The sequence below is a fragment of the Ensifer sp. Root558 genome (assembly GCF_001427045.1).
Lineage (GTDB): Bacteria > Pseudomonadota > Alphaproteobacteria > Rhizobiales > Rhizobiaceae > Ensifer > Ensifer adhaerens.
This window is the reverse complement of the sequence record NZ_LMGC01000005.1, coordinates 1-20237: the sequence shown is the minus strand read 5'-3', so window position 1 is coordinate 20237 and position 20237 is coordinate 1. Positions and strand designations below refer to the sequence as shown.

General features: G+C 61.5%; 21 protein-coding genes and 1 pseudogene. 13 read left to right on the top strand and 9 right to left on the bottom strand.

Features of this window, described 5'->3' with window-relative positions:
* Positions 1–7: 7 nt before the first annotated feature.
* The 5 genes from ASD63_RS08835 to ASD63_RS08815 form a co-directional block, all read right to left on the bottom strand.
* Positions 8–820: a CbbQ/NirQ/NorQ/GpvN family protein gene (locus ASD63_RS08835; protein WP_060521135.1), complete on the bottom strand. Its 813-nt coding sequence runs from the start codon at positions 818–820 to the stop codon at positions 8–10.
* 65 nt (positions 821–885) lie between these two features.
* On the bottom strand, positions 886–2232 hold the full coding sequence (locus ASD63_RS08830) for a nitric-oxide reductase large subunit (RefSeq protein ID WP_060529039.1): 1347 nt from the start codon (positions 2230–2232) through the stop codon (positions 886–888).
* 24 nt (positions 2233–2256) lie between these two features.
* Entirely contained in the window at positions 2257–2709 is a 453-nt protein-coding gene (locus tag ASD63_RS08825) for a cytochrome c (protein ID WP_060521133.1), read from the bottom strand.
* A gap of 157 nt (positions 2710–2866) precedes the next feature.
* On the bottom strand, positions 2867–3145 hold the full coding sequence (locus ASD63_RS08820; protein ID WP_034790601.1) for a cytochrome C oxidase subunit IV family protein: 279 nt from the start codon (positions 3143–3145) through the stop codon (positions 2867–2869).
* 5 nt (positions 3146–3150) lie between these two features.
* On the bottom strand, positions 3151–3708 hold the full coding sequence (locus tag ASD63_RS08815) for a cytochrome c oxidase subunit 3 (RefSeq protein WP_089044839.1): 558 nt from the start codon (positions 3706–3708) through the stop codon (positions 3151–3153).
* Between the two features lie 122 nt (positions 3709–3830).
* Between ASD63_RS08815 and ASD63_RS35620 the strand changes: the two genes are divergently transcribed.
* The 3 genes from ASD63_RS35620 (at position 3831) to ASD63_RS08805 (ending at position 5193) form a co-directional block, all read left to right on the top strand.
* Positions 3831–3986 (top strand): hypothetical protein, encoded by a 156-nt coding sequence (locus tag ASD63_RS35620; protein WP_089044838.1) that lies wholly within the window; start codon positions 3831–3833, stop codon positions 3984–3986.
* 78 nt (positions 3987–4064) lie between these two features.
* A complete protein-coding gene (locus ASD63_RS08810; protein WP_051659203.1) occupies positions 4065–4493 on the top strand; it encodes a hemerythrin domain-containing protein in 429 nt (142 codons plus the stop codon).
* A gap of 10 nt (positions 4494–4503) precedes the next feature.
* Positions 4504–5193 (top strand): NnrU family protein, encoded by a 690-nt coding sequence (locus ASD63_RS08805; RefSeq protein ID WP_060529094.1) that lies wholly within the window; start codon positions 4504–4506, stop codon positions 5191–5193.
* 1 nt (position 5194) lies between these two features.
* Here the strand turns inward: ASD63_RS08805 and ASD63_RS08800 are convergent, their stop codons facing one another.
* Both ASD63_RS08800 and ASD63_RS08795 read right to left on the bottom strand, forming a co-directional pair.
* On the bottom strand, positions 5195–5785 hold the full coding sequence (locus ASD63_RS08800; RefSeq protein WP_060529038.1) for a UbiX family flavin prenyltransferase: 591 nt from the start codon (positions 5783–5785) through the stop codon (positions 5195–5197).
* Entirely contained in the window at positions 5782–7293 is a 1512-nt protein-coding gene (locus ASD63_RS08795) for a UbiD family decarboxylase (RefSeq protein WP_060529037.1), read from the bottom strand. Before ASD63_RS08795 ends, ASD63_RS08800 begins: the two co-directional genes overlap by 4 nt.
* A 115-nt stretch (positions 7294–7408) precedes the next feature.
* Between ASD63_RS08795 and ASD63_RS08790 the strand changes: the two genes are divergently transcribed.
* From ASD63_RS08790 to ASD63_RS08780, 3 genes are read left to right on the top strand one after another with little or no spacing between them, the layout of a single operon-like run.
* Entirely contained in the window at positions 7409–7927 is a 519-nt protein-coding gene (locus ASD63_RS08790; protein WP_060529036.1) for an SCP2 sterol-binding domain-containing protein, read from the top strand.
* Positions 7918–8895 carry a peptidase U32 family protein gene (locus ASD63_RS08785; RefSeq protein WP_060529035.1) on the top strand — a complete coding sequence of 326 codons (978 nt, stop codon included), beginning with the start codon at positions 7918–7920 and terminating at the stop codon, positions 8893–8895. Before ASD63_RS08790 ends, ASD63_RS08785 begins: the two co-directional genes overlap by 10 nt.
* A gap of 7 nt (positions 8896–8902) precedes the next feature.
* Positions 8903–9847 (top strand): U32 family peptidase, encoded by a 945-nt coding sequence (locus ASD63_RS08780; protein WP_060529034.1) that lies wholly within the window; start codon positions 8903–8905, stop codon positions 9845–9847.
* A 50-nt stretch (positions 9848–9897) separates the two neighbouring features.
* Here the strand turns inward: ASD63_RS08780 and ASD63_RS08775 are convergent, their stop codons facing one another.
* Positions 9898–10509, bottom strand: a complete 612-nt coding sequence (locus ASD63_RS08775; RefSeq protein ID WP_060529033.1) for an NUDIX domain-containing protein — start codon at positions 10507–10509, stop codon at positions 9898–9900.
* Positions 10510–10701: 192 nt separating this feature from the next.
* Positions 10702–11688 (bottom strand): cyclase family protein, encoded by a 987-nt coding sequence (locus ASD63_RS08770; protein ID WP_060529093.1) that lies wholly within the window; start codon positions 11686–11688, stop codon positions 10702–10704.
* 116 nt (positions 11689–11804) lie between these two features.
* On the opposite strand from ASD63_RS08770, the gene ASD63_RS08765 reads away from it, so the two are divergent.
* The 7 genes and pseudogenes from ASD63_RS08765 to ASD63_RS33985 all read left to right on the top strand — a co-directional run.
* On the top strand, positions 11805–12701 hold the full coding sequence (locus ASD63_RS08765) for a LysR family transcriptional regulator (protein ID WP_060529032.1): 897 nt from the start codon (positions 11805–11807) through the stop codon (positions 12699–12701).
* 296 nt (positions 12702–12997) lie between these two features.
* Positions 12998–14200 (top strand): HlyD family secretion protein, encoded by a 1203-nt coding sequence (locus ASD63_RS08760; RefSeq protein ID WP_060529031.1) that lies wholly within the window; start codon positions 12998–13000, stop codon positions 14198–14200.
* A gap of 70 nt (positions 14201–14270) precedes the next feature.
* Positions 14271–15863 (top strand): DHA2 family efflux MFS transporter permease subunit, encoded by a 1593-nt coding sequence (locus tag ASD63_RS08755; protein WP_156623685.1) that lies wholly within the window; start codon positions 14271–14273, stop codon positions 15861–15863.
* 30 nt (positions 15864–15893) lie between these two features.
* Positions 15894–16355 (top strand): MaoC family dehydratase, encoded by a 462-nt coding sequence (locus tag ASD63_RS08750; protein WP_060529029.1) that lies wholly within the window; start codon positions 15894–15896, stop codon positions 16353–16355.
* A 386-nt stretch (positions 16356–16741) separates the two neighbouring features.
* Positions 16742–17587, top strand: coding sequence for a sulfotransferase domain-containing protein (locus ASD63_RS08745; protein WP_082572824.1), 846 nt, complete (start codon positions 16742–16744; stop codon positions 17585–17587).
* Positions 17588–17828: 241 nt separating this feature from the next.
* The gene (locus ASD63_RS08740; protein ID WP_060529027.1) at positions 17829–19169 is read left to right on the top strand and encodes an oligosaccharide flippase family protein; all 1341 of its coding nucleotides are present in this window, start codon (positions 17829–17831) and stop codon (positions 19167–19169) included.
* Between the two features lie 282 nt (positions 19170–19451).
* A pseudogene (locus tag ASD63_RS33985) lies at positions 19452–20003 on the top strand (DUF882 domain-containing protein); the annotation flags it as partial.
* Positions 20004–20237 lie beyond the last annotated feature (234 nt).

Here is a 20237-nt window from a genome sequence, read left to right as displayed (position 1 = left end):
GCTCACCTCAGGCGATCAGAGAACCGGCCACTTCGAGAAGTGCTGAGCGCACATCCGGTTCGTCGGTCAGAGGCTCGATCATCGCGGCCCGCACCGCATCCTTCACCGGCATTCCGGCATCAATCAGCGAGGCGCAATAGACGAGCAGCCGGGTCGACACGCCTTCTTCGAGATCATGCCCTTTCAGAGCGCGCAGGCGCTGCGCGAGGTTGACGAGCGGCGCCACCTGGCTCTCCAGCAGTCCGCTCTCTTGCGAAACGACTGAAATCTCGGCGTTGCGCGGCAGGAAATCGAACTCGATCGCCACGAAGCGCTGACGGGTGCTCGGCTTCAGGCTCTTCAAAAGGTTCTGGTAGCCGGGATTGTAGGACACGATCAGCATGAAGCTCGACGGTGCTTCGAGCAGTTCGCCGGTCCGTTCAAGCGGTAACATGCGGCGGTCGTCGGTCAGTGGATGCAGGACGACGGCCACGTCCTTCCGGGCTTCCACGATCTCGTCGAGATAGCAGACGCCGCCGTTGCGCACGGCCCGGGTCAGGGGGCCGTCGACCCAGACGGTGTCGCCACCCTTGAGCAGATAGCGACCGGTAAGGTCGGCGGCAGCCAGATCGTCATGGCAGGAAACGGTCGAAAGCGGCAGGCCGAGCTTCGCTGCCATGTGGCTGACGAAGCGGGTCTTGCCGCATCCTGTTGGTCCCTTCAAGAGCAGCGGCAGCTGGCGCACCCAGGCGCTTTCGAACAACGCGCATTCATTGCCGGAGGGGCTATAGGCGGGGATATCGAGCGCCGCGCGACTGACGGCAGATTGGACAGGGCTCATGGCAAGTCTCCATGCTTGGAATTCTTGGGGAGATGCCGGCGCGGCGAGCCGCGCCGGCTGGTCGGTTATTCAGCGGGTTGGACGACACCGGCGAGGTTCTCGCTGCGCTCGCGCCCGGGCACCAGAACGGCCCAGATGAACATCAGCGCCGAGATCAGGACGACGGCACCGGAACCGAGGCGGATCCAGTAGAACAGCGCCAGCTGGTCCTGGACGTCCATGTAGCTTTCGCCGAGCACGCGCTGCAGATGCGCCTGGAGAACACCGGCAAAGGTCAGCGCGAAGGTCATGACCGACATGGCGGTGCACATGATCCAGAAGCTCACCATCGACAGCCACTGGTTATACGGCGCACGGCCGCGGATCTCCGGGATGGCATAGGCCATGACCGCGAGGTTCAGCATCACGTAGGCGCCGAAGAAGGCGAGGTGTCCATGGGCCGCGGTCACCTGGGTGCCGTGGGTATAGTAGTTCACCGAAGACAGCGTGTGCAGGAAGCCCCAGACGCCAGCGCCGAAGAAGGCCATGACCGAGCAGCCGATCGACCAGAGGAGGGCTGCGCGGTTCGGATGCTTGCGGCCGGCCTTCCAGGTCATCACGAAGGTGAAGACCACCATGGTGAAGAAGGGGGCCACTTCCAGCGTCGAGAACAGCGAACCGATCCACTGCCAGTAGCCCGGCGCGCCGATCCAGTAGTAGTGGTGGCCCGTGCCGAGGATGCCGGAGAAGAGCGCCAGGCCGACGATGACATAGAGCCATTTTTCGACGACCTCACGGTCGATGCCGTTGAGCTTGATCATCAGGAAGGCGAGCACCGATGCCATGATCAGTTCCCAGACGCCTTCGACCCAGAGATGGACGACGTACCACCAGTACATCTTGTCGAGCGCCAGGTTGATCGGATTGTAGAAAGCGAAGAGGAAGAAGATCGCGACACCCCAAAGCCCGAAGATCAGGATGTTGGTGACGGTCGTCTTGCGGCCTTTCAACACCGTCAGCGTGATGTTGTAGAGGAACATCAGCGCGACGATGACGATACCGACCTTAATCGCGAAGGGCTGCTCGAGGAACTCACGCCCCTCGTGGATGTGCATGAGGTAGCCGACGACGGCAATGGCAGCGGCGATCAGGAAGATCCAGAACTGCGCGATGGCGATCTTCGTGCTGTAGAGCTCGGTTTCTGCCTCTTCCGGCAGCAGGTAGTAGGTCGCGCCCATGAAGCCCATGAGCAGCCAGACGATCAGCGCGTTGGTGTGGACCATGCGCACGATGTTGAAGGGCAGCAGCTCGGAGAGCGTGTTGGGCAGGACGTAGATGGTGCCGGCAAGCACGCCGAACAGCACCTGGGCGAGAAACAGGCCAAGCGCTCCGTAGAAATAGAGCATCGCGACCTTTTGGGTTTGGTATTTCATGGTGTCACACTCCACTCGGTTCGCTTAACCTGCCTCGTTCGGCGGCCAGTTCTGGGTCTTGATGCGGCTCGTCCATTCGAGGAAGTCAGCGAGGTCGTTGAGTTCCTGTTCGGTGAGATTGAACTGCGGCATCTGCCGCCGTCCCTCGATGCCGGTCGGCTGGGCAGCCATCCAGGCCTTAAGCGTATCGCGGGCGCCATCCGGATCGGCCTCGCCGCCGAATCGCTTCCAGACGTTGCCGAGCTCAGGCGCGAAATAGGCGCCCTCGCCGAGAAGCGTGTGGCAGTTGATACAGGAGTTCTTTTCCCAGACGTGTTTGCCGCGGGCGACCGCATCGGTCAGCGTCGACTCATCCGTCGAAGTCGTCCGCATGTAATAGTGGCTGTGGGCGGTCAGCCCGACGAAGATTGCGAAGAAAAAGAAGGACCCGCCGTAAAAGACGTTACGGGCCCCGGTTTTGGTGAGGCGTTCTGCCATCACGTGGTCCTTTCGATTTCAGTTGGCCGCTGAGAGTGCGGCCGGCTGATCTGATCCCTCCCCGTGCGGCGCAGCCGGCAACAATCGGGGCGACCTCATGTCTAGGGAAATCGGCGGCGGCTTCTTTGCGTTTCGGCAAACAAGTCCGCGGCTAGCCTCAGCTGATGAAAGCAGTGCTCAGGACCAGCTTCGCTGCAGCGACGAGGACGAGTGCTGCGGGCCAGATCAAAAGGCCAAGACGAAGGGCCGACGGCGCCTGCCGGAGCCCCATGAAATCGAGCGCGACGAACCGGCTTTTGACGATGGCGAGCCCGAGCAACACGACGATGACGAGGGTGGCCGGCCCGGCGACCGCCATCAGCGCCATGCCCGACATCACGGCTACGGCAAGCAGCAGCCAGGTCTTGAACAATTGTCTGGGATTGCGATCGGTCATGGCACTCACACGAGATAGACGAGCGGGAACATCACGATCCAGACCAGATCGATCACGTGCCAGAGCGTGGTGATAAGCTCGACATTGCCGGGTTTCGGTCGCCAGGCAACGATGATGAGCACGAAGGCACCGAAGACGACGTGCAGCAGATGGAAGCCCGTGACGAGAAAATAGAGCTCGAAGAAGGAGCCGAACTGAGGATCGCCGGCAACGCCGGCCTCGGCGCTATATTCGAAGAGCTTGATCCCCACGAAGGCGAAGCCGAAAAGTGCTGCATTCACCAGCGCCCGCCGACGCTGCTTAAGCGATGCACTCGGCCTCGTCGCCAAGGCCGCCTGCCAGCCGCTTGTCAAAAGAACAAGCGTGTTGATACCGGCAAGCAGCGGATCGAGATGCGAGCGGGCGGCGGCAAACGCGTCCGGCTGGAGAAGACCCACAATCAGGAAGCCGACAAGCAGAATACCGAACGCGGCAAGTTCACTCCAGACGAGCACCCAGAGCAGCAAGGCGTCCGTCGTATCCTCTTCCACCGTTGCGGCAATCGGATGACTGCGGGCATCCATGTCAGCGCCTCCGTTCAAAAAACATCGTTCGAGCTAGGCGCGAGCGCGCACCCTGTCTTTGCGATTGAGCAAAGAAGCCGGCAGGGGGCGGGGCTATTGGCTGACAACAAAGGAGCCTTCCGATGACAGACGCACAGATCGGCCTTTCCGTCGCCACCCCCATCATCATCGTCTTCGCCCTCGTGCTCTATCGCATGGGCGTGCTTCAGCGCGGCGCGACGCTGTCGGCGATCCTCTCCTCCGTTGCGATCGCCATCGTTCTGTTTCTCGATCGCTGATCTGCAGACTTTGAGAAATGTCAAAGAGGATCATTGCCGTCGGGTGTAGTTCGAACCAACACTCAACGGAGCAGATCGATGCAGCAGCAATTTTCAGAACATCACGAGCTGGGGCAGGCTTACCGCGAGCTTTTATCCCTGTGTGATCGCCTCGAGACGCTGGCCGATTCCATCCCGCGCCGCATCGACCTGACGAGCTGCCGCGTGATCCTGACGGAGCTGCCGGAAAAGCTCAGGCGCGTCCACGCGCTGGAGGAAATGATCCTGTTTCCAGCAGTCGAAATTCAGCGGGCAGACGACGGCCGTTACGCCTTGATCGCACGGCTGCGCGCCGAGCATGACCAGGACGATCGGGCAGCCGTCGAGCTGGTACGTGTGCTGAAGGCGGTTCTCGACAACAGGCCATCGCTCAGCTGGGATGCGATCGGCTACATGCTGCGGGGCTTCTTCGAAACTGTTCGCCGCCATGTCGCAACGGAGCGCCTGCTTCTCTGGCGCCATGCGTGAGACAACCGATATGACCTATTTTCTCCTCGCCTTCGCCGTCTTCCTGCTGCTCCATCTGGTGCCGGCCTGGCCGGCGTTACGCCAGGGCCTGATCGACCGGCTCGGTCGCTCGACCTATTTCGCGGTGTATTCGCTTCTTTCCGTGCTTGCTCTCGGCTTCGTCTTTCACGCGGCCCTTCAGCTCGATTTCATCCCGCTTTGGGAACCGGCGGCCTGGCAGGCCTGGGTAACCTTCGTGCTGGCGCCACTCGGCATCTTTCTCGTGCTGGCTGGCCTCTTCAGCGAAAACGCGCTGTCGATCTCCATCTATCAGGGAAACGAGCGGCCCGGCGCCATCGTAACGATCACCCGTCACCCGGTGCTCTGGGGCTTCCTGCTCTGGGCCGCCGGTCACATCGTGCCCAATGGCGACTTGCGCGCGCTGGTTCTTTTCGGCGGTTTCGCACTGTTTTCCGCCGGTGGCTTCTTCATGCTTGAAAAGCGTGCCCGCCGGCGTTTGGGTGACAACTGGCAAGCGGCCTCGAAGGGCACGTCAGTCTGGCCCTTTGCGGCCATCATTCGAGGCGAAACCCGTTTGCGCGCCGATCCCGTGATGATCATCGCCGCCTTTGCCACCGTCGCGATTGCCGTGTGGCTGCTGCTTGGCGGTCACGAGGTCCTGTTCGGCGCCGATCCGCTGCTTCAGGCCACCGTCTCCTAGATCACGATGATTTTTGGTCCTCACCCTGCCAGGCCATAGCCTGCGGGGTGATCGGCAGTGCCAGCAGGTCGATCGCTCGGGCCGCCAGATGGTCGACGATGGCCGAGACGCTCTCAGGCCGATGATAGAAGGCCGGCACCGGCGGCATGATAATCGCCCCCATTTCCGTGACGGTGCACATATTGCGCAGGTGACCGAGATGCAGCGGTGTCTCGCGTGCCATCAGCACCAGCCTGCGCCGCTCCTTCAGATGCACGTCGGCTGCCCGTACCACGAGGTTATCGGCCATGCCGGCAGAGATCGCCGCAAGTGAGCGCATGGAGCACGGCGCGACGATCATGCCGGCCGTCGAAAACGATCCGCTCGCAATCGCCGCGCCGATATCGGCGTGGTCATAGGTCCGCGCGGCCAGACGCAGCAGGGATGGAAGAGCGCCTGCGCCGACCTCATGCGCGAGCGTGCGGTGCGCCGCCGGCGACAGAACCAGATGCAGCTCGACGCTTTCGATTTCGCTGAGCCGCTCCGCGATGCGCACCGCAATCGCAGCACCCGAAGCCCCGGTGACACCGAGGACGATCTTCAACCGGTTCATCGGGTCAGCCCTCCAAGCCCGAGACCGGCCCAGATCGCATCGACCTGACCCACGACCTCCGGCGACATTTCGAGCACCCGCCCCCATTCACGGTCGGTCTCGGCGCCGATCTTGTTGGTGGCGTCGAGCCCGAGCTTGCCACCGAGGCCGGAGCGTGGCGACGCGAAGTCGAGATAGTCGATCGGCGTGCCCTCGATCACGGTCACGTCGCGGCTGGCATCGAAGCGGGTCGCAAGAGCCCACATTACGTCGGACCAGTTGCGCACGTCGATATCCGGGTCGACGGCGATGATCAGCTTGGTGTAGCTGAACTGCGGCAAGACAGACCAAAGCCCCATCATCACGCGCTTGGCCTGACCGGGATAACGCTTGTCGATCGCGACGACCATGGCTCTGTAGGAGCAGGCCTCCGGCGGCAACCAGAGATCGGATATCTCCGGAAACTGCTTGCGAACCAGTGGCACGAACAGCCTGTTCATCGCCTCTCCGAGCCGCGAAGGCTCGTCCGGCGGTCGGCCGGTATAGGTGGAAAGATAGAGCGGATTCCGACGCATGGTGATCGCCGACAGACGCATGACCGGGAACGGCTCCACCGAATTGTAATAGCCGGTATGGTCGCCATAGGGGCCCTCCTCCGCGGTCTCGCTCGCCGAGACCGTACCCTCGATCACGATCTCCGCATTGGCCGGCACTGAAAGTGGCACGGTCTTCGCCTTCACGAGTTGCGTCCTGCCGCGTCGAAGCAGGCCTGAGAAATTCAGCTCGCTCAGTCCGTCCGGCAGCGGCATGACCGCAGAAAGGATCGTCGCTGGGTCGGCACCGATGACGACCGCGATCGGCATGTCCTGACCCAGGCGTTGCCAGAGACGCTGGTGGCGGGCGCCGCCGCGGTGGGCGAGCCAGCGCACGATGGCGCGATCGGGCCCCAGCACCTGCATGCGATAGATCCCGACATTGACATCGAACGGATCATCCGGCGCGCGCGTGATCACCAGTGGCCAGGTAATCAGCGGCGCCGGCTCTCCCGGCCAGCACCATTGAACCGGCAGGCGCCCAAGGTCGATTTCCTGATCGCGCCAGACGACCTCCTGACACAGCGCACGCGTTACCTTTCGTGGCCGCATATACATCGCCGATCGGAGCAGAGGCAGCCGATCCCAGGCGTCGCGCAGCGACTGCGGCGCTCTCGGATCGCGCAGCTCCGCAAGTTCACCCGCAAGCGCATCGAGCCCGCCCGGCGCCAGGCCGAAACCACGCTCGATCCGGCGTTCCGACCCGAAGAGATTGGTCAGAAGCGGGATCGGTTGTGCGGCGCCTGTCGCATCGACCGGCCGCTCGAAGAGAAGCGCCGGCCCGTCGGCGGCAAGCACGCGGCGGTGGATTTCGGTCACCTCATGCACCAGCGAAACCGGTCGCGAAATCCGCTTCAAATCGCCTTCGCGCTCGAGCGCGTCGATAAAATCCTGAAGCGTTGCAAAGCCCTTTGACGGGCGAAAGGTCCTGTTCATGGAGCCTGTTTGTGGCGGCGAATGGTCCTTGTCTTTGACGTGGCGCAAACAACGACCGGCAGCAGGCGACTAGCATGCGCCGCATCGTTCGATTCCGACGCTCCACAGGTAGCAAATGACACTTCCGCTCGCGATCACCGCCCCCCTTAGCTTCGTTCCCATCATCGCCATCGAAAGCGTGGTGCAGCGCGTCTTTGCCCGCGTGATCGCGAGCCATCCGGGCCTCTTCGACCGTCTCGCGGATCATGCAGCCAAGCGCTACGCCTTCCAGCCGTCTGACCTGCCGATCGGCTTCCTTGTCGAACCGGCCGTGCCGCGCATCTCCGTACATCGCAAGGAGCGCGCGCCGGTTTCCGATGCCTGCATGGAAGGCGAGCTCGTACTGCTCTTGGCGCTGCTCGAGGGCCGCATCGACGGCGACGCCGTGTTCTTCTCGCGCGATCTTGCCGTCAGCGGCGACATGGAGGCGATGCTGGCGCTGCGCAACGCACTCGACGATTGCGAGATCGACCTTCCAAGCGATCTCGCTGAGATGGCCGGACCGCTGGCGCCGCTCGTGCGTCGCGCGGGAGAACAGATCCGCGAACGGGCGCTTGGCCGCGTTCTCAAGGAGGAGGCTCCCCAATGGAACTGATCTGCCCCGCCGGCACACCCGCTGCCTTCCGCGAAGCCGTCGATGCCGGCGCCGACGCGGTCTATTGCGGCTTTCGCGACGAGACGAACGCCCGCAATTTTCCGGGGTTGAACTTCTCACGCGACGAACTCCGAACGGCAATTGGCTATGCCAAACAGCGCAGGGTGATGACCTTCGTTGCGATCAACACCTTCATGCGCGCCGGCCAGGAGACGCTGTGGCATCAGGCGGTGGATGACGCCGTGGCGCTTGGTGCCGATGCCGTCATCCTCGCCGATTTCGGCCTGATGGCTTATACGGTGGAACGCCATCCGCAGCAGCGGCTGCACGTTTCCGTCCAGGCCTCGGCCTCGAATGCCGACGCCGTGCGCTTCCTCGTCGAGACCTTCGCGGCAAAACGCGTTGTGTTGCCGCGCACCCTGACGATCGCCGACATCGCTCGCCTTGCCAAACAGATCGATTGCGAGATCGAGGTCTTTGCCTTCGGCGGCCTCTGTGTCATGGCCGAGGGGCGCTGTTCGCTTTCTTCCTACGCCACCGGCAAGTCGCCCAACATGAACGGTGTCTGCTCGCCCGCAAGCCACGTGCGCTATCGCCAGGACGGACGCGAGCTGGTGTCTGAGCTCGGCGATTACACTATCAACCGCTTCCCGGCGGGCGAAGCCGCTGGCTATCCGACGCTCTGCAAGGGGCGCTTCGACATTGCGGAGGACCGCGGCTACGCCTTCGAGGACCCGGTTTCACTCGACGTCATGGACCATATCGATGCCCTGCGCAGCGCCGGCGTCAGCGCGCTGAAGATCGAGGGCCGGCAGCGCGGCAAAGCCTATGTCGCCGAGGTCGTGTCAGTGATGCGGCGGGCACTGACCGCCAGCGCCACCGAGCGGCCCGCATTGGTGTCGCGGCTGAAGGCGCTCAGCGAAGGCCAGAAGACGACAACAGGCGCCTACGAAAAGCGCTGGAGGTAATCGGCCCATGACCATATCGACAAGCCCATCCAAGCCCGTCCTGAGCCTCGGCCCGGTCTACTATCTCTGGGATGGCCCCAAATGGCGCGATTTTTATTTCCGCATTGCCGACGAAGCGCCGATCGCCCACGTCACGATCGGCGAGGCCGTCTGCTCGAAGCGGCTGCATTTCATCGAGCCCTTTGTCGGCGAGGTCATCGAACGGCTGGAGAATGCCGGCAAGCAAGTAAGCCTCGCCTCGCTCGCGCTGGTGACGCTGGAACGTGAAAGCCAGTTGGTGCGCGGGCTTGTGCGTGACAGCGCCCATCCGATCGAGGTCAATGACCTATCCGCGCTGCACCTGCTTGCCGGCAAGCCGCATTCGATCGGGCCGCTGGTCAACGTCTATAACGGCGCGACCGCCCGGCTCTTGGGGTCGAGGGGCGCGACGAGCATCTGTCTGCCGCCTGAACTGCCGATGACGTCGGTGCGCGGCATTATCGAGGAAAGTCCGGGGGTCGACTTCGAGGTCTTCGCGTTCGGCCGCGTACCGCTGGCGATTTCGGCGCGTTGCGCCCATGCCCGCTCCAAGGGGCTGATCAAGGACAATTGCCAGTTCATCTGCGGCGAAGACCCTGACGGCCTGACCGTCGAGACCCTCGACAGCCAGCCTTTTCTGGCGCTGAACGGCGTACAGACCATGTCGCACACCTGCCAGGCGCTGCTGCAGGAACTGCCGGAGCTTGCCGCCGGCGGCGTTTCCCGCATTCGGCTGTCGCCGCAGGATTGCGACATGGCGGCCGTGGCCCGCATCTTCGACGATGTCATCGCCGGGCGATGCTCACCACGTGAAGCACAGGCGGATCTTGGTGGCGTTTACCCAAACAGGCCGTTTTCCAATGGTTTCCACCACCGTCAGACAGGAGCGGCATGGATATCCGCAGACGCTGCTGCAAGGGCAAGGGCAAGGTAGTCGGTTACTGGGAGGTGTCCCGACCGCCGGTTCGGGCGACCGCCATCGCTTCAGCCTGCCGGGACCCCAATGGGCATTGAGCTGGAGAACAGGTTCAAGGCGGCGTACTGCAGAAGCATGATCGTCTTGCCATCGCGGATGGCGCCAGAGCGGATCATGGCAAGCGCCTCGTCTATGCCAAGTTCGAGAACTGCGATATCCTCGCCTTCGTCTTTGTTGCCGCCGCCTTGCGATGTGCGGTCGCCGGGCTGGTACTCGCCAACGAAGAAATGCAGGCGCTCGGTCACCGAGCCTGGGCTCATGAAGGCGTCGAACACCTGTCGCACGTCGTGCACGCGAAAGCCCGTCTCCTCCTCCGTTTCCGCGCGGATGCGCGCTTCCGGTTCGGCGTTGTCGAGCAGTCCCGCCGGGGCCTCGACGAGCAGATCGTCATGGCCGTTAACAAAGGCTGGGTAGCGAAACTGTCGGGTCAGGATCACGGTGCGGCGGACCGGATCGTAGAGCAGGATCGTCGCGCCGTTGCCGCGATCGTAGGTTTCCCGTGATTGCCGCTGCCAGCTCCCGTCGCCGCGCAGAAAGGAAAAGGTGGTCTTCTTCAGGACGTACCAATCATCCGAGAGAATAGTGACGTCTTCCACTTGAATTCGGTGTGCAATGCTCATGCGCCCTCCATTGATAATGGCTGTCATGCGGTCGTGCAATTTCGTGCATTTGTGTGCAATGTCAAGATTTTTCGTGTACGGACGTCGCAATACGGCAGGGATATCGGGCGGTGTTTGTTGCGGAAACGGCGAGTGCCGCGGGGGCAATCCCGCGGCACACGGGTCAGCCGATTATGGCCTAACGGCATCTGCCTATCGCAACGGGAAGGCGACCGGCCGGATCGGAGCTGCGTCGCCGCCGCGGAACTTCAAGGACGCACCAACGAAGGCGAACTCGTAGACCCTGTCCTTGGACAGTTGTTCGAGATTGATGAGCTCGATGATCGGAGCGCCTTGCTGCGCGAGCAGGTAGGTATGAACGGGAATGTAGTTGTTTCCCGTTTCGGCCGGGAAGGCTTCGAAGCTCAGGTTATCGGCGCCCACCACCATGGCGCCGCCGTCCTCGACGAGGAACTGTGCCGCGTCGATGCTGAGGCCGGGAGGGTTGCTCGTATAGGCGGACTTGTCTTCGTAGTTCTGCATGCGACCCGTGCGGATCAAGGCGACATCGCCCTCCGCCAGCGTCACGCCCTGGCTTTTCAGCGCGTCTTCGAGATCCTTGCGCGTGATCCGGTAGTTGTCGGGCAGCATCTGCATGCCTTTGGCTGCCGCGACGTCGATCATCACGCCGCGCGCGACGATCGGCGGCAGTTTTTCGGCGCCGGTGACCGTCCAGCCCTGATCTCCAAGGTGGTCGGCGGCGGCATAGCCATTCCAGATCTTGCTGTTCAGGCCGAAGTGATTGAGCGCGTCGATGTGCGTGCCCATGTGCGCATACATCGAAACCGCCGAGCCGGTGTAGCTGACATGGGCGTTCATCTCCTTGCCGACCTTCATCGGATCGGAGACCAGAGTGCCATTCGGCGTGTGCGTCATCCACATCTGGTAGGGTGGGTCGCCGGCCGCCTCCCAGCTGGGCATGCCGATGAAATACTCGACCGCGAGGTCGTAGGACTTGCTTCCCTCGATCCGCGACAAAATGGCGGCCCGGGATTCCGGCGTGATGAGGTTGAGGCGCCCGATCTCGTCCTTCGGCCCCCACGGGCTCTTGCCGACCTCCTGCGCGAAGGCCGCGCCGCCGACGAGGCTGACGACAAGAGAAGCGATCAAGACACGCTCCAGGACTGCGGTGTTGAACATGATGAACTCCTTTTTCTGATCTTCCAACGACATCAGGAAGCTGGGCTCACCTTATTGCTGGCGCTGCAGCGCATAATCAGCGATGAATTGAAAACATAATTTACTTTGGAGAAAATATGGATCTGCTTTCCGCCATGCGTTCGTTCCGGCGCGTCATCGAACTTCAGAGCTTCAACAAGGCGGCGGAGGAGCTAGGACAGTCGAACGCGTCGATCAGCAAGCAGGTCCGGCAACTGGAAGAACGGCTCGGGGCCGTGCTCATCGTGCGCACGACCCGGCGCATGAGCCTGTCGGAAAACGGACGCGCCTATTTTTCCGAATGCTGCCGGCTTCTCGACGAGCTCGATCATCTGGAGCGCACCACCTCCGGCGAGGCAGGCGAGATCAACGGCCGGCTCCGGCTCAATGCGCCTCTCTCCTTCGGATTGACCGTGCTTGCGCCGATGCTCGCGCGCTTCATGACACTTCATCCGCAATTGAAGGTCGACATGACGCTCGACGACCACGTGCTCGACGTCGTTTCGGAAGGCTTTGACGTTTCCATCCGGGTGCGCGCGGCTCTGACGGATTCATCGCTGATCGCCCGGCGGCTCGGCGACATTGGCCAAGTCATCTGCGCCGCCCCGGCCTATCTCGCAGACAATGGCACGCCCGCGACCGTTGCCGATCTCAAGAGTCACCATTGCCTCACCTATCGCCTGGCCGACCAGCCCGGCAGCTGGAGGCTGGAAGGGCCTGACGGCGCCGTCATGATCGACCTGCCGGCACGTTTCGTCGCCGACAACAGCCTGATGCTCAGCGAAATGATTCAGGCGGGCATCGGCATTGGCGTGTTGCCCTCCTTCATCGCCACGCCGTTGCTTGCCGAGGGCAAGCTCTGCCAGGTGCTGCCTGGTCACAAGCTCGCCGAACGCGGCATCTACGCGGTCTATCCTACCAATCGGCTGTTGCTGCCGAAGGTGAAGGCCTTCACCGAGTTTCTGGCAAGCGAGATGCGACAGGCCGGGCTTTAAGGGCTCGGCGTGACAATACCTCAGAACCGAGTCGTGAGGTTCACGCGGAATATGCGCCCCGGTAGCCGCATTGAGATAGCGGTCATGTTCGGCCAACTGAAGATGGCGCGGGCGCCGTCGATCCCGAACGCCTCGTAATCATGTTACCTGGGTGACAGCTCAGATTATGGAACGGCCAAACTTTCCAAATTCGTTTGACAGCAATCGGCGGCGCGAATATTTTGGAAAGTATAACGTTTCCTTATTTGGCCAACCGTTCATTTCGACGCGCGCCGCACCGGTGAAAGGAACCGGAAATGAGCCAGCAGTCATTCAGCATCGAAAATGCCCAGCCCGTGGAACCGATGGAGTCCGTGCCCGGCGTGGAGGCACAGCGGACGCTGCCTGTCATCCCGACTGTGAACGCCACGAACGCTATCGGAACCCGCAGGCGCTGGCTTCGCAATGTGCTTTTCGCATCCGTTGCCATCGCCGCCGTCGCCGGCGCCACCGATTTCGGTTGGGCTTACTGGACGACGGGTCGCTTCGAGGTGTCGACCGACGACGCCTATGTGAAGGCCGATAGCACGACCATTGCCCCGAAGGTCTCGGGCCATATCGCCGAGGTACTGGTCACCGACAACCAGCAGGTCAAGGCCGGACAGGTTCTCGCCCGCATCGACGATCGCGACTTCACGGTCAGCCTCGAACAGACCAGGGCCGGCGTCGAAGCCGCCGAGGCCAATATCGCAAACAAGCAATCGGCTCTCATCGCACAGCAATCCGTGATCGATTCGGCCAAGGCGACGGTCGAGGCCGACAAGGCGGATCAGACATTCGCCGAGCAGGACGACAGGCGCTATTCGGAGCTCGCAAGGCAAGGCTTCGGCACCCTGCAGAACGCGCAACAGGCGGCCTCACGCATTGCCGCTGCAAGGGCCGCGGTGACGCGCGACACGGCAGCGCTCGCAAGCGCGGTCAAGCAGCTCGACGTGATCAAAGCCGAAGTCGCACAGGCAAAGGCCGCGCTCGACAGCGCGAAAGCGGCCGAGCATCAGGCCGAGCTCAACCTATCCTACACCGCGCTCGCAGCACCGATCGACGGCGTGATCGGCAACCGCACCTTGCGCGTCGGCCAATATGTGCAGGCCGGAACGCAGCTGATGGCAGTCGTTCCCACGCACGCGGCCTACATCGTTGCCAACTACAAGGAAACACAGCTTGCCGATGTCGTTCCCGGCCAGACCGTGGCGATAGAGGTGGACACCTTCCCGGGCCAGGTCTTCGAGGGCCACGTCGACAGCATCTCGCCGGCAAGCGGCCAGGAATTTGCGCTGCTGCCGCCCGACAATGCGACGGGAAACTTCACCAAGGTGGTGCAGCGCATCCCCGTCAAGATCGTGATCAATCGCGACAGTCCGCTCGACGTGGTGCTGCGGCCCGGCATGTCCGTCTACCCGACGATCGACACCCGAACCGCAGGAACGGCGGTGGCCGCCGTGTCGGCAAGCATAAACTGAAGGACGCTCAGGCGCCGTTCCCAGCTTTGAGGGCTGGCAGGAGGATGCAATGTCCACCACCACGATGCCCATGTTTTCACCCGGCGTGCGTGAGCCCGCAGCAACGTCGCCCGACAAGGCAAGTACGACGGCCTGGATTTCCGTTCTTGCAGGCCTGATCGGCGCCTTCATGGCGATCCTCAACATCCAGATTACCAACGCCTCGCTGCTCGATATCGAAGGCGGCATCGGTACCGGCGTCGACAACGGCGCCTGGATATCGACCTCGTATCTCATCGGCGAAATCGTCGTGATCCCGCTCACCGACTATTTGAGCCGCGTCTTCTCGTTCCGGCGCTATATGCTGACGAACGCCATCCTGTTTCCGCTGTTTTCGGCGGCCTGTGCGTTTGCCCATGATCTAGGCTCGATGATTGCGCTGCGCGGTCTGCAGGGTTTTGCCGGCGGCGTGCTCATTCCGATGGCCTTCACCATGGTGTTGACCCGCCTGCCCAAAGCGCAGCAGCCGCTCGGCCTGGCGCTGTTTGCGCTCTCGGTCACCTTCGCCCCGGCGATTGGCCCGACGATCGGCGGCTATCTCACCGAGAATTATGGCTGGCAGTCGATCTTCTTCGTCAACGCCCCGCCGAGCCTGGTGATGGTAATTGCGCTCTACTTCACCCTTGAGAAGAAGCCGATGCAATTGTCCCTGCTCAAGGAGGGCGATTGGGCCGGCATTATTACCATGGCCATCGGCCTTTCGGCGCTACAGACGGTTTTGGAGGAAGGCAACAAGGACGACTGGTTCCAATCGCCGTTCATCGTCAAGCTCGCTTTGACGGCGGCCGTGTTCCTGATCGCCTTCATCATCATAGAGCTCAAGGTCGAAAAGCCACTGGTGCAATTACGCCTGCTCAAGCAGCGCAATTTCGGGGTCGGCGTTCTCGTCAACGTGCTTGTCGGCGTCGCCCTGTTCGGCACGGTCTACATCCTGCCGCAGTATCTCGGCCAGGTGCAGCGCTACAATGCCGAGCAGATTGGCCTCGTGCTTGCCTGGACCGGGCTGCCGCAGCTTCTCATCATCCCGCTCGTGCCGGCGCTGATGAAGCGGTTCGACGTGCGCTACATCGGTTTCGTCGGCATAAGCATCTTCGGGGCCAGCTGTTTCATGAACACGACGCTGTCGCTGGACAGTGCCGGCGACCAGTTCTTCATCCCGAATATCGTACGCGCCATCGGTCAGGCGCTGGTGCTGACGCCGATCACGGTGATCACCACCGCCCGTATCGCTCCAAGCGATGCGGCAGCCGCCTCGGGCCTGTCGAACATGCTGCGCAATCTCGGCGGCGCCGTCGGCACGGCCACTCTTGCGACGGTGCTGACCAAGCGTGAGCAGTTTCACTCGAACATCATCGGCCAGTCGGTGACTGTCTATCGCGACGAAGTCCGCGACCGGATCGGCGATCTGACGCGGCATTTCATGGCGCATGGCGTCACCGATGCCGCCGTCGCACAGCACAAGGCGATCGCCGTGATCGGTGCTACGGTTCGCCGGCAGGCGCTGATCCTCGGTTTCAGTGATACCTTCGCGGTGATCGGGATCGTGCTGGCGCTTGCAGCCATCGCGCTGCTCTTTACCCGAAAGATCCAACTCGGCGGCGCCGGCGCGGGTGGCGCACACTAATTTGAAGATACGATGGAGGGAGGAAGGCCCATGCAAGGTTCCAGACCGGGTAGTCTCTATCTGGAGGATCTTCACGTCGGACAGCGCTTTACCAGCGCGACGCATACGGTCGACGAGGCGCAGATCAAGACTTTTGCCGCACAGTTCGACCCGCAGCCGTTTCATCTGGACGAGGCGGCCGCCAGTGACACGCTCTTCAAGGGCCTGGCCGCAAGCGGGTGGCACACGGCGGCGATCACGATGCGGCTGAACGTGGAGACCGGCCTGCCTTTCGCCGGTGGCCTCATCGGCGCGGGCGGAGACATCACTTGGCCGGCCCCGACGCGGCCCGGCGATACCCTGCATGTCGAAAGCGAGGTGGTCGAGATCATTCCCTCGCGCTCGAAACCCGACCGCGGCATCGCCGTCGTCGTCAGCCAGACGATCAACCAGCGCAACGAGGTCGTGCAGATCCTCAAGGCGAAGCTCGTCGTCGTGCGAAAGCCGAACTGAAGCGACTGTCTGGATTTTCTGTTGTCACGGTCGTATTTTCTCAACCGATGCCGCGCTCAGCCCGGCAACATACAGAGCAGGCTGCGCAAGCAAGCCTCAAATGACAAGAATGATCTATGCCACCGAACAAACGAGCGTTACTTGAGCGGTCCATTTGCTTTGTTGCCCTCTGGTGTCTTTTCCTGCTTGTCGGGGCGGCAGCTTTTCGGCGCCCGTGACGGTCCAGCCCTGGTCTCCGAGCTGACCGATCGTCGCATAGCCATTCCGTTGTGATTTCCCGTCGCATTCAATTCTAGAACCGCAGCTAGATTCCCGATCGCTGTTGAAGTACATTCTGTTTTAGCCGCTGCGGGGACGGTCTTCAGCGCGCGATCAGGGGGATGCGGATGAGCAGCATTCTGAAGCGTGTTGCCAGGCGAATACGCAAGCGTATGAGCCTAACCTCTCATGCGATATCGGCGGACGCTTTTCTGATTTCCTACCCGAAATCAGGAAGGACTTGGTTTCGCTTCCTCCTGTCTCAATACTTCGCTGGGGTCGCCGGCGAAGGCGAAGCCGTAAATCTTCACAACATGTTTTCGATTATCCCCAACTATGATCTCGATGGGATAAGAGGCATTCCCGCATTTCGCTTCGAAAATGGTCAGATCCCGAAAATCTTGGTCAGCCATCTCGAGTACCGAACGAGCCATTTCCTCATGCGTCCAGCAATCTTGATGATCAGGGACCCTCGCGACGTGCTGGTATCAGCCTACTTTCATGCGACGCGACACAAGCATCGCTTCGACGGTAATATTGACGCGTTTATTGAAGATGCCATCCAAGGTGCTCCTAGCCTGATAGATTACCTTAACGGCTGGGCGAGCGGCTTGCAGCGCCGGAGGCACCATATTCTCAGCTACGAGGACCTTTCTGCAGATCCAAGCCGCCACACGCGCAACGTTCTTCAGTTTCTAGGTTGCACGGTCGATGACGTCAACCTCGAAAAGGCGGTGCGTGCGGCGCAGTTTGATGCGATGCAAAGCCGCGAGCGCGTTGAGGGAATACCCGCTCACGATTACGACCGCAGCGATGACGAAAGCCTGCGCATGCGTCGAGGAAAAGCGCATGGGTTTATGGATTATCTAAGCGCGAAACAGGCGGAGCGTATTCTCCAACTATGTCGATTACGGCTTTCACCGGGTGCAAAAGACCTGGTTTCCCATTCAGGCCTCGACTTGCGCTCGACTTGATCGCGCGGGTACATTTATAGGCGCTGTCACGATGCTCCAAATCGCATCACTGCGAGTATATATTCGGATGCCGCGCTACTCTGGAGAATGATCTCATGATTTCGGCGCCTGATGACACCATAGTACAACTACGAATTTATAGATTATTGCATTTGTGAATATCCTAGCGGATTACTGCTAACGGCTTACCGAAAATTTTTGTCGCTCGCCAGCATGGCTGGTATTGCACTCTGGAACGCGCGTGACCATCCGCAAGAAACTCCGACGCGCCAGGCAGGCGTTCAAAGAAGTCTTAAGTAAAGAAAGGAGCCTAAAGGATAGGCTGCAGGCGGTTGCGCATCTGCTGGCCGGCAACTTCCTTGGCTCAATAGTAGGGCTCGCCGGTTTCGCTTTGACCGCACGGGCGCTCGGCCCGGCCGACTACGGCACCTTGGCGCTATGCTTTGCCTTCACCCGAGCGGTCGAGCGACTTGTCAGCTTTCAGTCCTGGCAGCCGCTCATCAAGTTCGGAGCCGAAGCGAAGGAGGCCGGGCGCGACGGTGATCTGCGAGCAATCCTGAAGTTCGGGTTGCTGCTTGATGTGGCAGCTGCAATCGCAGCCTGCCTCATAGCGATCATGCTGGTTCTTTTCGCTGCTCCTTTCATGGGCGTTTCGGAGCAAATCAAGGGATTGGCTTTTGTCTATTGCTTTGTCCTGCCTTTCCAGATTTCCGGCATGCCGACCGCCGTCCTCAGGCTGTTCGGTAGGTACGCGTCACTTGCCTATGGCCAGGTAATATCCAGCCTCTTGCGTGTCGCCCTTTGTTTTCTCGGCTATATTGCCGGGGCGGGACTCTTCGAGTTCGCATTGATCTGGATGGCCACACAGATCTTGAACTCCATCTCGCTGGTTGCCTTTTGTCTCCTTGCCCTCAAACGCGAAGGCCTGCTTTCCGGGCTGGCATCGGTCTCGCTGGCGCGGCTCCGAACGCGCTTTCCCGGGCTGTGGCGTTTCGCGATCTCGGCGAATGTGTCGCTTACCATTCGCGCCAGCGCCAATGAGCTCGACACGCTGCTTGTTGGCTATCTCGCCGATCCGACTTCAGCCGGAATGTTTCATATCGCCAAGCGTCTCGGCCGACTTGCACAACAGGCTGGGGTGCAGGTCCAGGCCGTCCTCTATCCTGAGCTCGCTCGTGTGTGGGTCTCAGGCGTCCATTCCGAGTTCCGTCGCGCGGTGTCGCAGACGCAATGGCTACTTCTTGCATTTGGCGTCGCGATGATCATCGGTTTCTACCTTGGCATTGAACCGGTGTTGAAATGGACGGCGGGGCCACAATTCGCCGGCGCCGCACCCCTTGTGATGGTTCAGTCCATTGCAGTAACCCTTACGCTGGTCGGGGCCGTCTTTCGTTCGGCGCTTCTGGCGATGGGTGAGGAGAACAAGATCCTCTCGAGCGTACTCGTCGCGGTTGTCGGATTCTACGCCACGGCATTGATTTTTATCCCACAATTAGGTGCTATGGGAGCCAATATCGCCCATATCGTCATGTCAGTTATCTGGCTGCTGGGAATGTACGTCGCTTATCGCCGGCGCGCTTAGGAGAATACGTCCCGTCTCGGTTGTATACCGCCCTCAATCGGGATCGTGGTGCGTCTCCGGCGGCGCGATGTGCCGTCGGCCGGTCTGGCCTCATCTGTGCGCCGGCCGGCAAGACCGGGTCCGGCAGAAGGAACCTCATTTGCCGGCCGGCGCTTAGGTCGGCCTAGCGCTTGGGTCGGCCATGCGCAGTGTTTGCCCCGGTACGCGAAGCGATTGCCCGGCAAATCCTCGGCACTCGCATCCCAATGCCGCCGCCCCGCAACTCCTTCAGACACTTCAAGGCGCCGCAACGAGCCGGCCCGCATGTTTGCTCGTCTGCTTGATCTCGTCTGGGAAGGCTATCTGCCCAACGGCGCGACATACTACATAGATGTCGTCTCCGCCTACCGGTCGCCGACCACCGACAACATGCTCCGCGGACGTTCGCGCATTTCCGGTGTCGCCAAAAACGGCCAGCATACGCTCGGCACCGCGATGCACTTCTTCCTCCAAGGGACACCAAACTGGCGGCATTGCAGATGCAGGTCGGCGGCGTTGGTTACCATCCCACATCGGGCGCGCCCTTTCGTCCATCTCCGATGTGGGGCTAGTGCGCGCGTGACCGCGCATGTCGCGCCAGGAATTGGTCGAGATCTTCCCGAATGGCAAGACTTTGCATGTTCCGGCCGACGTGAAGCCGCTTCCGGAATACAATGTCTCCACGACACTACGAGCGTGGGTGAGTTCGACCTCCTTTGCGGCCGCAAGTTTAACCGGTCCGTCGCGTTCGAACGATTATCAGCCTCCTCTGCGCTTGCGACAGCGTCACTTCCAACGGCGAAAAGCCAGGCTCTGGTAGGACCCGACAGGCAAACGGCCCGTCAACCCGGCGCCGAACAACCGGCGTCCTCAGACCTTGCCATTGCCGTTCCACTCTCGACACTCTGCGGATTTCGCTAGATCGGGACAGTCATTTCAGCAAGTCGCGGACAAGCGTTTCTCTAAGTCGCGGACAACGGGTGCGATCGAATTCCGGTTGCCTGGCTCTAAGTCGCGGACAACGGGTGCGATCGAATTCCGGTTGCCTGG

Coding starts and splice junctions, on each gene's coding strand:
- ASD63_RS08835 (WP_060521135.1), bottom strand. CDS start 820: ATGAGCCCTGTCCAATCTGCCGTCAGTCGCGCGGCGCTCGATATCCCC.
- ASD63_RS08830 (WP_060529039.1), bottom strand. CDS start 2,232: ATGAAATACCAAACCCAAAAGGTCGCGATGCTCTATTTCTACGGAGCG.
- ASD63_RS08825 (WP_060521133.1), bottom strand. CDS start 2,709: ATGGCAGAACGCCTCACCAAAACCGGGGCCCGTAACGTCTTTTACGGC.
- ASD63_RS08820 (WP_034790601.1), bottom strand. CDS start 3,145: ATGACCGATCGCAATCCCAGACAATTGTTCAAGACCTGGCTGCTGCTT.
- ASD63_RS08815 (WP_089044839.1), bottom strand. CDS start 3,708: ATGGATGCCCGCAGTCATCCGATTGCCGCAACGGTGGAAGAGGATACG.
- ASD63_RS35620 (WP_089044838.1), top strand. CDS start 3,831: ATGACAGACGCACAGATCGGCCTTTCCGTCGCCACCCCCATCATCATC.
- ASD63_RS08810 (WP_051659203.1), top strand. CDS start 4,065: ATGCAGCAGCAATTTTCAGAACATCACGAGCTGGGGCAGGCTTACCGC.
- ASD63_RS08805 (WP_060529094.1), top strand. CDS start 4,504: ATGACCTATTTTCTCCTCGCCTTCGCCGTCTTCCTGCTGCTCCATCTG.
- ASD63_RS08800 (WP_060529038.1), bottom strand. CDS start 5,785: ATGAACCGGTTGAAGATCGTCCTCGGTGTCACCGGGGCTTCGGGTGCT.
- ASD63_RS08795 (WP_060529037.1), bottom strand. CDS start 7,293: ATGAACAGGACCTTTCGCCCGTCAAAGGGCTTTGCAACGCTTCAGGAT.
- ASD63_RS08790 (WP_060529036.1), top strand. CDS start 7,409: ATGACACTTCCGCTCGCGATCACCGCCCCCCTTAGCTTCGTTCCCATC.
- ASD63_RS08785 (WP_060529035.1), top strand. CDS start 7,918: ATGGAACTGATCTGCCCCGCCGGCACACCCGCTGCCTTCCGCGAAGCC.
- ASD63_RS08780 (WP_060529034.1), top strand. CDS start 8,903: ATGACCATATCGACAAGCCCATCCAAGCCCGTCCTGAGCCTCGGCCCG.
- ASD63_RS08775 (WP_060529033.1), bottom strand. CDS start 10,509: ATGAGCATTGCACACCGAATTCAAGTGGAAGACGTCACTATTCTCTCG.
- ASD63_RS08770 (WP_060529093.1), bottom strand. CDS start 11,688: ATGTTCAACACCGCAGTCCTGGAGCGTGTCTTGATCGCTTCTCTTGTC.
- ASD63_RS08765 (WP_060529032.1), top strand. CDS start 11,805: ATGGATCTGCTTTCCGCCATGCGTTCGTTCCGGCGCGTCATCGAACTT.
- ASD63_RS08760 (WP_060529031.1), top strand. CDS start 12,998: ATGAGCCAGCAGTCATTCAGCATCGAAAATGCCCAGCCCGTGGAACCG.
- ASD63_RS08755 (WP_156623685.1), top strand. CDS start 14,271: ATGTTTTCACCCGGCGTGCGTGAGCCCGCAGCAACGTCGCCCGACAAG.
- ASD63_RS08750 (WP_060529029.1), top strand. CDS start 15,894: ATGCAAGGTTCCAGACCGGGTAGTCTCTATCTGGAGGATCTTCACGTC.
- ASD63_RS08745 (WP_082572824.1), top strand. CDS start 16,742: ATGAGCAGCATTCTGAAGCGTGTTGCCAGGCGAATACGCAAGCGTATG.